The sequence below is a fragment of the Desulfosporosinus lacus DSM 15449 genome (assembly GCF_900129935.1).
In the GTDB taxonomy this organism is placed as follows: Bacteria; Bacillota; Desulfitobacteriia; order Desulfitobacteriales; family Desulfitobacteriaceae; genus Desulfosporosinus; species Desulfosporosinus lacus.
In genome coordinates this window covers 1-16,095 of sequence record NZ_FQXJ01000005.1, presented here as the reverse complement: position 1 = coordinate 16,095, position 16,095 = coordinate 1, and the positions used below count along the sequence as shown (strand labels likewise).

General features: G+C 39.6%; 18 protein-coding genes. 14 read left to right on the top strand and 4 right to left on the bottom strand.

The window, feature by feature from the left end; translation table 11 throughout:
* Positions 1 to 52 precede the first annotated feature (52 nt).
* The 8 genes from BUB11_RS07065 (at position 53) to BUB11_RS07030 (ending at position 6,970) form a co-directional block, all read left to right on the top strand.
* Positions 53 to 853: a M23 family metallopeptidase gene (locus BUB11_RS07065; protein ID WP_073028933.1), complete on the top strand. Its 801-nt coding sequence runs from the start codon at positions 53 to 55 to the stop codon at positions 851 to 853.
* 152 nt (positions 854 to 1,005) lie between these two features.
* Positions 1,006 to 2,028: a D-alanyl-D-alanine carboxypeptidase family protein gene (locus BUB11_RS07060; protein WP_242947484.1), complete on the top strand. Its 1,023-nt coding sequence runs from the start codon at positions 1,006 to 1,008 to the stop codon at positions 2,026 to 2,028.
* A gap of 48 nt (positions 2,029 to 2,076) precedes the next feature.
* Entirely contained in the window at positions 2,077 to 2,325 is a 249-nt protein-coding gene (locus BUB11_RS07055) for a hypothetical protein (RefSeq protein WP_073028932.1), read from the top strand.
* A gap of 863 nt (positions 2,326 to 3,188) precedes the next feature.
* Positions 3,189 to 3,878, top strand: coding sequence for a PspA/IM30 family protein (locus tag BUB11_RS07050; protein ID WP_073028931.1), 690 nt, complete (start codon positions 3,189 to 3,191; stop codon positions 3,876 to 3,878).
* 23 nt (positions 3,879 to 3,901) lie between these two features.
* Positions 3,902 to 4,441 carry an NfeD family membrane protein gene (locus tag BUB11_RS07045; protein WP_073028930.1) on the top strand — a complete coding sequence of 180 codons (540 nt, stop codon included), beginning with the start codon at positions 3,902 to 3,904 and terminating at the stop codon, positions 4,439 to 4,441.
* Between the two features lie 38 nt (positions 4,442 to 4,479).
* Positions 4,480 to 5,946, top strand: coding sequence for a flotillin lipid rafts scaffold protein FloT (gene floT, locus BUB11_RS07040; protein ID WP_073029395.1), 1,467 nt, complete (start codon positions 4,480 to 4,482; stop codon positions 5,944 to 5,946).
* 185 nt (positions 5,947 to 6,131) lie between these two features.
* A complete protein-coding gene (locus BUB11_RS07035; RefSeq protein ID WP_073028929.1) occupies positions 6,132 to 6,452 on the top strand; it encodes a DUF4282 domain-containing protein in 321 nt (106 codons plus the stop codon).
* Positions 6,453 to 6,766: 314 nt separating this feature from the next.
* Positions 6,767 to 6,970 carry an immunity protein gene (locus BUB11_RS07030; RefSeq protein WP_073028928.1) on the top strand — a complete coding sequence of 68 codons (204 nt, stop codon included), beginning with the start codon at positions 6,767 to 6,769 and terminating at the stop codon, positions 6,968 to 6,970.
* Positions 6,971 to 7,025: 55 nt separating this feature from the next.
* Here BUB11_RS07030 and BUB11_RS07025 read toward each other — a convergent pair whose 3' ends face one another.
* Positions 7,026 to 7,484, bottom strand: a complete 459-nt coding sequence (locus BUB11_RS07025) for a hypothetical protein (protein ID WP_242947483.1) — start codon at positions 7,482 to 7,484, stop codon at positions 7,026 to 7,028.
* Between the two features lie 1,587 nt (positions 7,485 to 9,071).
* Here BUB11_RS07025 and BUB11_RS07005 point away from each other — a divergent pair.
* Positions 9,072 to 9,509 carry a hypothetical protein gene (locus tag BUB11_RS07005; RefSeq protein ID WP_073028920.1) on the top strand — a complete coding sequence of 146 codons (438 nt, stop codon included), beginning with the start codon at positions 9,072 to 9,074 and terminating at the stop codon, positions 9,507 to 9,509.
* A gap of 70 nt (positions 9,510 to 9,579) precedes the next feature.
* Here the strand turns inward: BUB11_RS07005 and BUB11_RS07000 are convergent, their stop codons facing one another.
* Together BUB11_RS07000 and BUB11_RS06995 are read right to left on the bottom strand one after the other, a co-directional pair.
* Positions 9,580 to 10,407, bottom strand: a complete 828-nt coding sequence (locus tag BUB11_RS07000; RefSeq protein ID WP_073028918.1) for a TrmH family RNA methyltransferase — start codon at positions 10,405 to 10,407, stop codon at positions 9,580 to 9,582.
* Between the two features lie 235 nt (positions 10,408 to 10,642).
* On the bottom strand, positions 10,643 to 11,044 hold the full coding sequence (locus tag BUB11_RS06995) for a tyrosine-type recombinase/integrase (RefSeq protein ID WP_073028916.1): 402 nt from the start codon (positions 11,042 to 11,044) through the stop codon (positions 10,643 to 10,645).
* A 149-nt stretch (positions 11,045 to 11,193) separates the two neighbouring features.
* Between BUB11_RS06995 and BUB11_RS06990 the strand changes: the two genes are divergently transcribed.
* The 3 genes from BUB11_RS06990 (at position 11,194) to BUB11_RS06980 (ending at position 13,592) form a co-directional block, all read left to right on the top strand.
* On the top strand, positions 11,194 to 11,511 hold the full coding sequence (locus BUB11_RS06990) for a hypothetical protein (protein WP_073028914.1): 318 nt from the start codon (positions 11,194 to 11,196) through the stop codon (positions 11,509 to 11,511).
* 132 nt (positions 11,512 to 11,643) lie between these two features.
* Positions 11,644 to 13,167, top strand: a complete 1,524-nt coding sequence (locus BUB11_RS06985; RefSeq protein ID WP_073028913.1) for a Y-family DNA polymerase — start codon at positions 11,644 to 11,646, stop codon at positions 13,165 to 13,167.
* The gene (locus tag BUB11_RS06980) at positions 13,164 to 13,592 is read left to right on the top strand and encodes a hypothetical protein (RefSeq protein WP_073028911.1); all 429 of its coding nucleotides are present in this window, start codon (positions 13,164 to 13,166) and stop codon (positions 13,590 to 13,592) included. Before BUB11_RS06985 ends, BUB11_RS06980 begins: the two co-directional genes overlap by 4 nt.
* Positions 13,593 to 13,858: 266 nt before the next feature.
* Here BUB11_RS06980 and BUB11_RS06975 read toward each other — a convergent pair whose 3' ends face one another.
* On the bottom strand, positions 13,859 to 14,335 hold the full coding sequence (locus BUB11_RS06975) for a hypothetical protein (protein ID WP_143187573.1): 477 nt from the start codon (positions 14,333 to 14,335) through the stop codon (positions 13,859 to 13,861).
* 399 nt (positions 14,336 to 14,734) lie between these two features.
* Between BUB11_RS06975 and BUB11_RS29050 the strand changes: the two genes are divergently transcribed.
* The gene (locus BUB11_RS29050) at positions 14,735 to 14,914 is read left to right on the top strand and encodes a DUF4256 domain-containing protein (protein ID WP_427846302.1); all 180 of its coding nucleotides are present in this window, start codon (positions 14,735 to 14,737) and stop codon (positions 14,912 to 14,914) included.
* A gap of 955 nt (positions 14,915 to 15,869) precedes the next feature.
* Positions 15,870 to 16,095 (top strand): helix-turn-helix domain-containing protein (locus BUB11_RS06970; protein WP_143187572.1); only part of this gene is annotated, 226 nt, incomplete at its 3' end.

Sequence of the window (16,095 nt, the reverse complement as noted above, 5' to 3'; positions counted from 1 at the left end):
AACAAATGTTCGTTATGTTTGGAAATTTTTAAAGAGAGCAGGTATAAAATCTATGAGAATTCCCTTGAAACTTATAAGTGGATTGGCCCAGATAAGTCTTTTAGTTGTTTTAGCAGTAATCATTTGGCAGTTACTTCATAGTCCAACCAACATTCCTCCAGACGTATATCCATATTTAAATACCATATCTCCTTCGCTAGTGAAACAATGCGTTCAAGAAAATCAGAAATCCCCGCATATCGCTTATGAGGATCTATTAGCAATCCATTCGACAATCCCTAAAAATGAGGCTCAAATGCTTATTGACCAACTTCAGGATAATATCACTATGTCAGACCTGAATTGGGGTATGCTCCCCGCCGATACGATAAAAGCAATTGGCAGACATCGTGAGATTCTAAGGGAATATTCATATTATCATCCTAATAAATATACTTTTCCCGTGGCAGGAACCACTTGGTATGAAGATAGTTATGGGGCAGATCGAGAAGGTGGGGCACGCAGACATGAAGGAACCGATCTCTTTGGAAAAGAAGGGACGTCTATCATCAGTAGTTGTGGGGGGAAAATCGAACAATTAGGGTGGAATCGGCTAGGCGGCGAACGTGTCGGTGTACGCGGAGATGATGGAAATTATTATTATTACGCTCATCTCCAGTATATTTCTCCGAAACTTGTGAAGGGGGAACGAATCGAGGCGGGGGAGTTCATAGGAGGGATGGGACATACCGGAGATGCTTTAACAACACCTGACCACCTTCATTTCGGTATAGAACTGCCGAATGGAGAATGGACTAATCCCTATCCCTTTTTGGCAGTGTGGCATATGTGGGAGAGAGAGGAGAAGTCTTAGGTGTCTCATTTCACAACAATACTCTAGTTGGCTTGCCTCGATGCTTTAAATTAGTTATAATAGCGTTGTTTGTATAAAAGTTTTAAAAGCTTAGAGTACATTGGAATTTAGTAAATTAAGAGACATGTCTTTTCAAAAGAGGGGTTAATTTATTGAAACATCCGGAGTATCGTATTTCAAAATCAAAGTCTAAAAGAAAGTCCAGAAAAGTGATGAAAATGATGTTGCTTATCACATTCATTGTGATGTCGATTTTTGGATTTCGTTATTTTAGTCCTGCTGGGGCCAATTCCCTCGCTAATTCTCTAATGACATCAACAATTGATCAGACCCAACCTTCTGATTCAATGATGGCAGGTTCATCATCAGCTGAACTATCAACCGATGATGAAAGCTATGTTCTTATTGATCCCAATACCAATAAGATTTTAAAAGCGCATAATGCTGATGTACAACGGGCCCCGGCAAGTACCTTAAAACTTATTACGGGTCTTGTTGCAGTCAAGAACTTAAAAGGGACGGATATGGTGAAAGTCGGTACAGAAGTGAATGTTGAAGGTTCACGACTTGGGCTGAGGCCGGGTGATGAAATATCAGTTCATGATCTTTTAACTGCCTTATATGTCAACAGTTCAAATGATGCGGCAGCAGCTTTAGCAGTCAAAGTAGGTGGTTCAATTCCAGCTTTTGCTCAGCAAATGAACGAATATGCAGCTAGTCTGGGATGTCAAAACACACACTTTACCAACCCTCATGGATTGCCGGATCCCAACCAATATACTAGCGCCAATGACCTTAGTAAAATCTCAAGAGAATTTGTTAATAATGATACACTCAAAGAATACGTTAAACAAACAAGTGCTCATGTTCAATGGAAAGACGCACAAGGGGTATCTCGTGAGTCTTACGTGCAGAATACTAATCGTCTTCTCGAGATATATCCGGGAGACCAAGGTCTGAAAACAGGGACAACGACTGCAGCCGGACAATGTCTTGTTTCTTATGTCTCAAGACCCGACGGGGATTTGTTACTTGTCCTGTTAGGGAGCCAGGAGCGTTATAGAGATACTATCAAATTACTTGATGAAGCTTGGGCTGAACAGCGCTCAAAAGCTGCCCTGCAAGGTCTGGCAGATGACCCAAGATCGCTTATCTTGAGTCCGGGAATATTTTAGTCTTATTAGCATCATTAATTAATAATGGATTAATTGGAGGTTTGGAAATTGAATAGCCTAGGAGAGCCCTGTTTATTGGAAGATCGTGTTTGCACTGAATGTGGGGAGTGCGATCTTTGTGATCTTGATCCAACGAAGCAATGTGATAATTGTTGCCAGTGTATTAATGTTCCTGAGGGGGATTACGCAGAGATAGAGATAGATGATGTTTTATTAAACACCGAAGCTCCAGAAACTGCTAAGCGCCATAATAAGCATAGTAAATATAAAGTGAAATCAAGTTCACTTCCTTTGTAGGTATACTTTTTAGTAGCGCCATTAAATAGTGAGTTCAATTTATAGGATTATGGCTTTTCAACGGAAAAACTCTTTTTATCAGCCCATAATTCTCGAGGGATATATAAGCAACTGAAGCCAGTTTTCTATTAGGGAAAACTGGCTTCAGTTGTTTATATATGTATTAAAGATAAATTGAATTACGAAAACAATTAAAATAATAATACCACAATCGAGAAGCATAGAGAGGTGGCTCCAGCAATTTAAGGCTGTGAGCCACCTTTTCTGTATATTTAAACTCTTTGCCATGTGAACTCGTAATTTTTTAGAAGAACTACTAAATTAAATGGCAATACCCAGTGGACTCTTCAGCTAAAGCTGAACCTCTTAGAATAAGGAAAACCCAATTGAAGAGGTGAGAGTCGGAATTGATTAAATGATTTCGTAATATCAAAAAAAAATATTTTATAAAGTTAGGAAATTCTGTAACCTTTTGACTAACTCAAACCCTCTATATAAATAGGGTCGTAATCTCCTTTTTCACTTGGAAACTGAATATAGTTCAATATCCATTCCTAATATTTAGGAAATGAGATGCAGTGCCCCTTTAAGCTGTTCTATTATTCTCAAAAAACAGGAGGCGAATATTATGTTTAACAGAAGTAGTTTTGATAAGTATAGGGATGAGTTGATATTTATTGGATTATCCTTACTTGTGATCTTTGGTCTAAGTTTATTGCCTAAATGACCTTTATTTAGCAATGATTCCAGAATGCCCTTTGGATATGAATAACCGAAGTAGTTTGATGGGTTAGGAACTAACTAATAAGAAGGAGAGGTATATAGCAGAATTTCTAAGTCTATACGGAAAGGAGAGAAGTTTTATGGGTTTATTTAAGAGGGTAAGTGACAACATCAGAGCAAATCTTAACTCTCTGCTGGATAAGGCGGAGGACCCGGAAAAAATGCTGGACCAATATCTGCGTGATATGGAGGAGGATATCGCAGATGCTGAGGGCGCTGTGGCGAGACAGTTGGCTGTGGCCTGGAAGTTCAAAGCCCAATTGGATGATGCCTTGGCTAGGGTAGAGAAACGTGAGGTCCAGGCTATTGAGGCCCTGAAAAAGGACCGTGAAGACTTGGCCCGTAAAGCTCTTGAAGACAAAAAGGTAAATAAGGCTAAGGCTGGGGACTACCGTCTTGAGTACGAAAACTGCAATTCTATGGCTGAACAGCTCAGGTCTGAGTTAAAAGATATGAAAAATGAGTACGAAAAATTACGAGTTAAACGAGATACTCTGGTAGCAAGGGTTCAGTCTGCCAAAGCACAAAAAGAGATCTACGGAGTTATTAGCGGGTTGGGCAAGGACAGCGCCCGTCGGAATTTTGACAGAATGGAGGATAAAGTCCTCCGTATGGAAGCAGAAGCCTATGTAGCTGGAGACTTGAAGGAAAAAAGCCTTGACCAAGAGTCGGAATTATTAGATATCGGAAATGACATTGAGATGGAATTGGCAAAGTTGAAGGACAATCTTATGATAATAAAAGAACAAGAGCCGGATGGCACAAAGTAATTCCACTTGGAGGGGAGATAGTTGTGCTTGAGTATTATTGGATATGTTTAATTGGCGGAGTACTCTTTGCAATGGTAACCATCGTATTTGGGGATCTTTTAGGCGACATATTTGGTGGTATTTTCGACTCACTTTCTATGGATCACCTTGACTTTCTGCAGCCGATGGTTCTGGTCGGGGCAATCACCATCTTCGGAGGCTCCGGGATTATGCTGAGTCAGTACACACTTCTGGACCCCTTTCTGACCGCAAGTGTTTCCCTGATGATTGCTATTGCAGTTTCAATTTTAGTTTATTTTTCTTATGTAAAGCCCATGAAAAACAGTGAAAATTCAACAGGTTTTTCGATGAAAGATCTCGTCGGCAAAATCGGTGAGGTTATTGTCCCAATTCCGGTTGGAGGGTACGGAGAAGTAGTCCTTAAAGTTGGAGCCGGCAACACCAACCAAATTGCCGCCAATCTTGACCGATTGGAAATACCAGCCGGGACGAGGGTAGTGGTTGGGGAAATAAAGGACGGCGTTCTTTTTGTTTTCCGTTATGAAGATAAGGAGGAGATGTAATTTTGGGTGAATTTGGACTTGATATACTTGTTATCCCCATGATCGTGCTGGGAGTGATTATTGTCCTCGGTATGGCTTTCTGGGCAAGGTACAAGACAGTAGGACCGGATAAGGCCATGATCGTTACCGGTTCCTACCTGGGCAATAAAAATGTTCATACTGACGAATCGGGCCGCAAGATCAAAATTATTCGTGGGGGAGGAGCCTTTATCCTACCTATTTTCCAGCAAGCTGAGTTTGTATCTCTGCTGTCACATAAGCTTGACGTAACCACGCCGGAGGTATATACGGAACAAGGTGTACCGGTTATGGCTGATGGGGTAGCGATCATTAAAATTGGCGGTTCAGTGGAAGATGTGGCTACAGCAGCAGAACAATTTCTGAGCAAACCTACCGAAGCCTTGAGGCAGGAAGCCCAGGAAGTCCTAGAGGGACACCTGCGGGCAATTTTGGGGATGATGACAGTTGAGGAAGTTTACCGCAATAGAGATAAATTTGCTCAGGAGGTTCAGGGATCTGCTGCCAAAGACCTGCGAAAAATGGGCTTGCAAATCGTATCATTTACGATCAAGGATATCCGAGATAAAAACGGTTATCTTGAAGCCTTAGGTAAACCGAGGATTGCTGCCGTAAAAAGAGACGCTGATGTTGCGGAGGCGGAGGCTGTTCGTGATACCCGGATCCAGAAGGCAAAAGCCTCCGAAGAAGGTCAGAAAGCAGAGTTGCTCAGAGATACAAGCATCGCTGAAGCAACCAAAGAAAAGGAACTAAAAGTGGCCTCATATAAGAAAGATCAGGATACAGCTATAGCTGAGGCTGACCAAGCCTATCATATTCAAGAAGCACGTTCACAGCAACAAGTTACCGAGGAACAGATGAAGGTTGCTCTCGTCAAGAAAGAAAAAGAGATTGAAATAGAAGAAAAGGAAATACTGCGCCGTGAGAAACAATATGACGCTGAAGTGAAGAAAAAAGCAGATGCTGACAGGTATGCAGTAGAACAAGCTGCCGAGGCTGATAAAGCCAAGAGAATGAAAGAAGCAGATGCCCTCAAATATAAGATTGAGGCTGAAGCCAAGGCGAATGCCGAACAAAAACGCCTAGACGGTCTGGCAATTGCGGAGGCCGAAAAGGCTAAAGGAACTGCCGAAGCAGAGGTGGTAAGGCTCAAAGGTTTAGCTGAAGCGGAGGCAAAAGAGAAACTAGCCGAAGCCTTTGAAAAATTCGGTCAGGCGGCTGTACTGGACATCATCGTTAAGATGCTGCCTGAACTGGCCGGAAGGATTGCCGAACCATTGAAATCCATAGATAAATTGACGATCGTTGATACTGGCCACGGGGAAGGAGCAGCAAGGGTAAGCAATTACGTTACTTCACTTATGGCAACTGCACCAGAGATGTTGAAAAATGTATCGGGCATTGACCTTGAAAAATTAGTGAAACAGCTGACCAGACAGCCGGAACATCATATAGAACAAAAGTCTGAGGAACTGAACGTAGGTTAGATAATTTGTTATTATATCAGGCTGCACGATAAAAAAGTGCAGCCTGTAAGTCGCGTACAATGATTTGCTATTTGTTGACAACCGTATAAAGGCAAACCGTTGGGTACGATACAAGTTCGTCGGGACGTTTGAGGAGCCCCGTTCATCGTCCAACTAGTCAGATATCAAAAGTCGGAGGAGATTAAATGAGCTTCTTTAAGTTGGGAGAAATGGTATCTTATAAAGCTATTTCAATTTTGTTCTATGTAGGATTTATACCTTTGATTGCTCAATCATACATGCTTGGTAAAAATATATACGAAACAAACACATATTCTAAATCAATTCAAGTTAATCAAAATGGACAGATCTGGTTGACAGGACAAGAAGTGAATAATATTCCCTTAGGAATACTCGGAGGTTTAGTATCTTTTATTGTCACGATGATTATCTGGAAAATTATTTGCGAGCTGTTAATTATCGTATTTAGGTATTTTGAAGCCGGTACGAATAAGAATTTCCAATAAGTATTTAGGGCTGTTTAGACAGTAGATGGAGGGGATTATATTAAATTTTTCACAAAGTGAAATTACGAAAACAAAAGATATTGCATGAAATCAAAAACAGTTTTTTGATCATCTTCAGGAAGGCGCTCAACTAGGTTATGAATATCTTCTTTCCGTACAACCATGAGGCTCAACCTCCTAAAATCCAATGTCCGCTAGGGTTTCGGCTAAGATAAAATTACTATTTCCGCTAAGGTAGGTCAAGAGTTAGGAGGAGCCACTGCAAAGAATGTATCTGCTCAAAGAGAACTGATTTAAGAGGGAGGAGTTTTGAAATGGAAGGAAATCCTATTGTCTTTGACTTTAGATTAATAATGGTACTGATCCCGATTATTTATTTTAGTACATTTATCTTTGCAATTTACTTTTTGGTGAGTGTGTTAAAATTTATGAAGAAAAAGATTGTGTTAGATGAACAGAGAATCGAACAAACAAATCGGTTTCTAGAACTTTATAAAGGTACCCATGAAAAACACTAGTTATTAAATGGACATTTACTTAGCAAAGTATTATTGGAGCCGGGCGACTATGTTGTTATCGAGGATTAGAATGTACAATTTTATGCTTTGCTTCAACATATTCGTTTAATTTTAAGTAACCCCAGGTCGCAAAAGAGAACCATACAGTGAAATTAGCCAATCTAAGTAAGAAAACAGGCTCAATAAACATCCCTAAGTTGACTAATACTCTTGAATATATCATGCTCATAACTATTCCTGACACAGGAAAAAAATATATAAAGGGCTTATGCTTTGGTAAAAGATAGAAGTATATCATGTAGAACAAACACCAAGATACTGGTGAGTCAATTGGCAGATAATTATAGCCAAAGGGAGCAAAGTTAATCCACCTAAAAGCGTTTGTTAGATGACCAATCGTGAGTCCTATTACATCGTATGTGCTACCAAATATAATTCCATATACAGCTAGACGACGAATTTCTGTTCTTGGAACAAATACTACAAGTACGAAAAAAAATAGTGCTAATTTCATGAGATGCATATAGTAAATAGGCAACTAGCTTAGAACCTCCTTAGTGTTGATTCCTATATATTCAGTGGCATTTTCCACCATACTTACAAACTTAAATGGTTTGATTTTTACCAATTATCAGTTATTATTATCAATATTTAAGAAATTATGTAGTCGCAGATTATTTTAGAATGAGATATTGTGTGCCGTTATATTTAAAGCGTAACTTATAGTTTATTTGATCACTCGAATTTTTAGTATAACTTAACATTTGTATAAGCGAAGTGGCGTATTTTCTTATGTTTCTGCTTTTTTGCAGTTATTTTGTCAAATTGAGATAAGCTTTGGTTTGATATAGTTAGTAGGATAACTGGAAGTTGGCATTACTGCCAATACGACGCCGCATCATACGAAAGTTACGACCTATCTTTTATGTATTGTCTTTAATGTATCAATAATTAATAAAACACTAAAATACACAACAAATATTAGTCCAATTAGAGAAAAAACAATTGTTATGAAACTCGTAACAAATCCTTGAAAGCCTCCTAGTACAATATATAAGTTAACATGTGGAAGCCTCAAAAACACTAAAAATAATCCCCCAAGAATACCAAATAAAAGACTAATTCTCTTTTCCAATTCTATCCCTCCATTAAATATTATAGTTTCTCGATTAATTCGTACTTTCCTACAACTGCGTCAAGTTATAAGAAATGAGTTCAATTACTCTTAACAAGATTTCAACAATTTTCTTGAAATCCCTGCCATAAATACCATAAAAAATATGTCCTTATTGCGAGAGCATTCTTTATGTTCTCGCAATAAGGACATATTTGACCATCTTCATTGAACTTCCAGTTATTCTTATACCCATAAGTATAGCCTTCCCACCCCTAATTAAGTATTGGACAGCGTTGTAGGATAATACCAATACCAATGTAAAGAATATAGATGCAGGATGAATTAAATGAACAACAAGGAACTTGAGGCGTTGATAATAACGCCAGTGCAAAAAAGGTATCAGTATTTCATAAAGAAGGTTCAGAAGGTGAGAATTACAGAAGACTTATCCAATTTGCTTTTAATGTTTGTGACACCTTTCTTTTCATTAAACATAGTCAGCTGTCATATAGTCAATCATTTCACAAGTTAGTAAAGAAACTTGAGCCAGATTTGATTTGTTGTAAGGAACAGAACGAATGGCCTGGGACAATTTCTATTCCAACTGCAATCGTATATTATTTTCATACTTCAGAGAGGAGTAAAGAGATAGTTGTAGAGATTACTAATTCACTATTCGATTGGCATGCGCCAAACCTACCAGATGATTTGTGTTTTTTGAAAGGGAATAAGGAGTGGCTCATCAATACAGCTCATGAGCGTATCTGTGATGTTGTTACTGAGAATGAATCAGAAATTGAGAAACTAAAAAGAATAGATAGGCTTATGGTTAATAGCTAGTAGGGAATGTAAGAAAAATCTTTGCTCAAAAGGCAATTAGCATTATTCTTATACCCATAAACATAAAATGCCGCCCCATCACTAAGCGTTGGATGGAATTTGTGGGAAATTGCGAATCAATAACGAGGTAAATGGAGGATAAAAATGATACAGGCAAACGAAGCCAATAAAGTATTAATCAAAATGTTAAACGAATCGGACTTTGATTTTAATAAACCTAACCCTAAATTAGCCTGGAAGAATTTCAAAGAATTTATTAATATTAAAGTGGATTGTGCTGATGATGCATTATTATTCCAGTGTGGAGTATATAACTTTACAGGCGAAGACTTATTTCATTTTGAATTTGTTCGACAGTTTGTTTTCCAAATAGACGGTGAATATGACCATATGGAACAATTAAGATTAACTATATATTATAAACCTAGTAAGGAATTACAAGATTTAAAAATAAATTCATGGTCATATGACTGCAATACGATAGAGGAGTTTTTTAGTAAAGTCGAAAATATGAGTAATTTCAAAACACCTATTGAGAAGTATGTGCCATTTTTATGTGACGTTGAACAGGAGGAAGTTTAAATTTAACTGGGAATCACTAAACGTACTTCGCATTATTCTTATTTTACGACGTATTATGTGAATAAAAAGCTTACCGGACCCTGAGTTGCCAAAAGGCCACGGCGCTGGCTGCAGCAACGTTCAGAGAGTCCACGTTATGGGACATGGGGATGCACGCGGTGTAATCGCAGTCAGCAATCGTGCAGGGCGCCAGTCCATTACCTTCTGAACCCAATACGATAGCAAGCTTTTCCTCTGCCATGAGCTGCGGATCGTCTATGCTGACAGCGTTATCATTTAAAGCCATGGCAACGGTCTTAAAGCCCAGCTTGCGCAGACTCTTCATGCCCTGCTGCGGCCACTGCGAGGGCTCGCTGCCAATACGGGCCCATGGCACTTGGAAGATGGTACCCATGCTCACCCTCACCGCACGCCGACACAGTGGGTCACAGCATGAGGGGGTAAGCAACACGGTATCGATGCCTAGCGCCGCAGCCGAGCGAAAAATGGCACCGACGTTGGTAGAGTCCGCAATACCTTCAAGCACAGCCACTCGACTTGCACCGGCACACGCCTCCTCAACGCTGGGTAGATGAGGACGCCGCATGGCACACAGCACACCGCGGGTCAGCTGAAAGCCAGTCAGCCCTGCTAGCAGGCTGCTATCGGCAGTATAGACGGGGACATCTCCGCAGCGGGTGATTATACCGTGCGCCTGCCCTGCAATGTATTTGCGCTCCATCAAAAGTGAAATAGGCTCGCATCCAGCGTCGAGGGCAAGGCCAATTACCTTGGTACTCTCCGCAATAAAGATGCCCATCTCCGGCTCCAACCGGTTGCGCAACTGCGTTTCCGTCAGGCGAGCAAAGACATCCAAATTGGACGATGAAAAATCGCTTATCTCAATGATATTTGACATCTTATCTCCTTATGTTCGAGGTTAGTGGTAACATATCGTCACAGTGTTCTGCTCAATTATACCCCATAACATTGGTTGGTAGATACAAAAAGGGCCCAGCTCTTGCAAACCCTAGGTACCAAGGCTTCCGCTAATTCTTAAACCCGTAAGTATATGCCGCCCAATCTCTAAGTTTTAGGGCGGCATCAGCAAGAAAACTGAAATAATCTTATAGTCTCAGTTGAGGGAAATACACTTAATTAAACATCATTGCAAGAGGGTTGGAATTTACAGCAGACTGCAATTGATGCTCATCAATATGGGTATATATCTCAGTAGTAGCTACGCTCTCAGGCCCAAGAATCTGTTGAAGTGATCGTATGTCAACCCGTCCATATTTGTACATAAGTGTTGCGGCTGTATGCCGGAGCTTATGAGTCGATATGGATTTAGGATCAAGGCCAGATGCAATAATATATTTTTTAACAACATTTTGAATAGCTTTGGTTGTCATCCGCTTTCGGGATGCCATTACAAAGCTGAAAAACATAAGTAAATCGGTTCGATATTCCTTAACCGTGTTTTCTGATCTGCCTTTTATAACGACAAGATACCCTAGGTACTGTTCAACTAGTGGACAAGTTTTAGTGGATTGCATTTGCTAATCATCTCCTTGCAAATAGTATTGACTTAATTTGCAGAAGACAACAAGTGCTCATAACCAGAAGTTGGAAGAGGCCCGCGTGTGTTATAATTAGGCTAATTAATGAGAACATTAATTAACACAAAGAAGGCGATGAAAATAAGATGATATCAAGAACATGGCATGGTATTGTACCTATTCATATGAAGGATGCGTTTGAAAAATATGAATATGAAACAGGGATAAGAGATACAACGATAATAAAAGGAAACATGGGGGCATATTTGAAGATAGTTGAACAAGGGGAATATGCACATTTCTTTTTATGTACAAAATGGGATACAATGGCTAGTGTGATTGCATATGCAGGTAATAAACCGACAATAGCTGTAACTTACCCGGATGACGAGCAATTTGGCCTGATATCAGATCCGATTGTGATTTTGCAAGAAGTGGCCGATGCGGAAAATCCCTTTTTATAATAAGAGAATCATAAGGTTAATAATAGGTATATGAACAATTAAAGTGAATTTCTTATAATTATATAACGCACAGATAAACAGAAATTTGTCGAGCAGATAATTTGTATTTAAGTAGGCAACCGGAGAATAAGCATGAAGAACAGAACCTATATCGCAATTGATTTGAAATCCTTCTACGCTTCGGTCGAATGTGTGGAACGAGGGCTTGATCCGCTGACCACCAACCTTGTTGTCGCTGACGCAAGCCGCACAAAAAAAACCATCTGCCTCGCCGTCTCTCCCTCCCTCAAAGGATACGGCATTCCCGGTAGGGCGAGGCTGTTTGAAGTCGTACAGAAGGTCAAGGAAGCAAATGCAGCACGGCTGTGCAAAGCACCAGGACGAGCCTTTTCCGGCGTTTCCTGCAACGATACTGAATTGAAATCCTCACCGGGTCTCTCGTTGGACTACATTGTTGCTCCACCGAGGATGGCGTATTATATAGAGTACAGCACGCAGATTTACAATATCTATTTGAAGTACATTGCGCCCGAAGATATTCATGTTTACTCCATTGACGAGGTATTCCTTGACGCCACCGATTATCTGAACACTTACAATCTTTCAGCCCGTAAGCTTGCCGCGAAAATGATTCTGGATGTACTCAAAACAACTGGCATTACAGCAACGGCGGGAATTGGCACAAACCTGTATCTTAGCAAGATCGCTATGGATATTCAGGCAAAGCACATACCTGCTGATAACAACGGTATGCGGATTGCCGAGCTGGACGAAATCAGCTACCGTCGCTCCCTGTGGTCGCATCGGCCTCTAACAGACTTTTGGCGCGTTGGAAAAGGATATGCCAACAAGTTGGAGGGAAAAGGCCTCTTTACAATGGGGGATATTGCAAGATGCTCTCTCGGTAAACCTACCGATTACTACAACGAGGATTTACTGTATAAGCTGTTCGGCATCAACGCTGAGCTTCTGATCGACCATGCGTGGGGGTGGGAGCCATGCACAATTGCCGATATTAAAGCGTATAAGCCAAGTACAAACAGTATTGGATCGGGGCAGGTACTGCACTATGCCTATACTTTTGACAAAGCGAAGCTGATCGTACGGGAAATGACTGATCTGCTGGTACTTGATCTGGTAGATAAAAGGCTTGTGACCGACCAGCTTGTTTTGACGGTCGGATATGATATCGATAATCTAACAAATCCAGAGATAAAGAAATCATATCACGGCGCAATCACCATTGACCACTACGGACGCGCAGTTCCGAAATCCGCGCATGGTTCAGTAAATCTTGGCAGACAGACCTCCTCTACAAAGCTAATCATGGATGCCGTCACAGATCTGTTTGAACGCATTGTTGACAAAAATCTTCTGATCAGAAGAGTCAACATCACAGCGAATCATGTTATTGATGAGGCAACTGTTCAAAAGACGAGCAACTTTGAACAACTTGATCTCTTTACGGATTACGCGGCTGCGCAGGCAAAAAAAGAAGATGAAGAAGCTGAGCTTGCACGAGAAAAAAAGATGCAGCAAGCAATGCTTGAAATAAAAAAGAAATACGGCAAGAACGCCATTCTAAAGGGTATGAATCTGGAGGAAGGCGCTACCACTGTAGACCGGAACAGGCAGATTGGAGGGCACAAGGCATGACGAGGACATATGACGACATCATTAATCTACCTCACCATGTCTCTACGACACGCCCTCATATGACTGCTATTGACCGGGCAGCTCAGTTTTCCCCTTTCGCCGCACTGACCGGCTATGATGCCGCCATCAAAGAAACCGCAAGACTGACTGACGAGAGAGTAAAATTGGACGAATATATGAAAGACGCTTTGAGTGATAGGCTGCAAATCATAGCAGATCGAATTAAAGAGTATCCCGAAATCGCAATTACCTACTTTCAGCCGGATGCGAAGAAGAATGGTGGCTCCTATGTTACTGCTATCAGTACGGCTAAAAAGATAGACGAATATGAACGGGTTGTCGTTATGACCGATGGCACAGCGATTCCCATTGATGAAATAATCAGTATAGATGGACAAATATTCAAGTTTATGGAAATGCGTTGAACCAATAGTAAAGGTTAGAACAGATAGTGAATACAAGCACACAGAAGATATAGATCACGCCGTATGAATTATCAAAATGCTTTAAGTAATTTGAGGGAAGAATTATCAAAGCAAATTCCAATTTGTCACGTAGCTTGGACTGTGGATTATTTATATTACGGGAACAGCTCGTCGTAGCGCAAGATGGTGAAAGCAATATGCTTTTCACAGTATTGGGATAACGGAAGTTAATTTTGAGAGTCAGTTGTTGAATAAACTGCTTTATATTACTCTTCTTTGGCCAAAGGACTAGTTCTTCTAAACAACCATGTAGCAAATCCCCACCAGCAAAGAAATATAAGATAAGCCGGTATGGGGTAGAACCAGTTAACGAAATCGTATAGTCCAACATTATGTACGATATATCCGTAACCAAGGCTTATACTGGCCCAAGTTAAGATATAGGGATACCTGAAGTACTTTTTGGCGGGTAAAAAATATAGAAAAATCATAATAGTAACCGTCCAACATAGTGGGGATAGGGCCATCATTTTTAAAACATAAAAGATGCTTAGGTTCTTAAACCACATAACACCTAGAATATTTTGAAATAAACCAACAGCTATTATATCACCTAATCCACCGATAAGAATTCCATAGATTAAATATTCTTTATATTTAGTTTTAGGAATAAAGATCAACGTTAAGCAAAATGTTATGACTAGGAATACGGGGTAGAATAGTAATGTTATGATTTTATCCATACTTTCTATACCTCCAGATTTCATAAGCATTTTATTTATTTGCTAAATAAGTAATTTTCATACAGCTTATGCGGGTTATGTACACAATAAATGCCCTTGCTTCTGGATTCCGTTTGTTCACATTATATTAAACCTTTCATAAATAAGCCCAGTCTCAGCGTGTGAACAGCACTTGTGACGAAGTAATTTCTTACTATATTCAACAGAAAACTCGGACCTATAAGAATCTTAAATAATGTAGTGGTTGCAATAATCTTATTGTATTTCTGGGAATAATATTGTTCAAAGAACCTATAGACCCAATAAGGTTAAATTTTATTTGATTTATAATAATAGGAATTACAGGATTGAAAATTGTGTCCGCTCATTAGTTAATCTTTTGTAATTAAAAAAACAATAATGATTAATGTAAACGTATACCACAATGGAGCAGAATCCTACTATGCTGACAGGGGTTTTCGTGGCTCGCTAAGGGGTCTGGAACCGGCTATGCAGAAATCCTCAGAAGGACAGGTATCTAGGTCTGGTAAACCGTACCAGGCGGTAGTGACATGTCCTTACCAGGCATTACTGCATTAAACCATTAAACATAGTTACCACTCATCAGAGAACTCAATATTATTCTTAGTGTAATAAAACCATAAAGAAGGTGTTCCTGATTAAATTTTTCAATTCAAGGTTTTGAAGAGGAGAAGTTAATAGAATATGATTTGAAATTGGGTCCGATAATAGATATTATGTAAAGTAAAGTATAAAATACCGCAGGGGGGTAATACTAATAACAGCCTGAAAAACTCGATACGGATTTATAAACGCAATTCATCCGTATCAGTGATTTTCAGGCTGTCTGTGATTTTTTAAATTATGGTATTCACATTGGGCATTTATATATACTCAATTGATAACTCACTAAAGTAAATTAAACATCTTGTTTGGGACTATCCTTATCCATTTGACCTTTTGTCAGAGTCCGCGATATATGTGACTGAAAAACTAGCCTCTAGGGACCTCTGTAAGGCTTTAGAAATAGATGCCTAGAGAAATACTCAAATCCAAGAAAACTGTGGCTACAGGAGCTAATACAAAGCGTTTAATATGTATCAATAATATGATTCAGAACTATTTATAAATTATAAAATTGTGATGATGACTAAACAAATTGGATTATCCAGGGTTATTCGCAATTATCTATTATATTAATCTTGGACACTTGCACTCAACTATGCGTTAAATATCTATTTAGTGAAGAGTTGCATGTGCTTTATCTTTCCTTTACGGTTATAAACATCAAATTTTCTGCTTGTATTGGGTTTCAATAATTTCTTCTAATATTACTATCTATCACCTTCCCCATGTTTAATTAACATTTAAATGCCTACTTCCACAAATAAACAATCTTTGTTCACTCACACTATAAACGCTAAAATAAAAGTGAGCCAAAAATAAGAGTAACGCCAGGAAAAAAGTGAGCCACTTCTTATAAAAAACCTGTATAGTTTAGATCAGTAAGAAGCTGACGTACAGGGGTGAAAGGGTGTCAATAGAAGTGGATGTTTATAAAAAGATACGCTATCTACATGAGCATGAAGGCAAGTCACAGAGGGATATAGCAAAATTGCTTGGGATATCTCGCAATACGGTTAAGAAATACTGTGAGGGATCACTGGTCCCATGGGAACGGCAAGGAATAAGTGGTCGTCAGAGGTATGTGGTAACCGATGAGGTGATGGAATTCATTAAAACTTGCCTAGCCACTGATG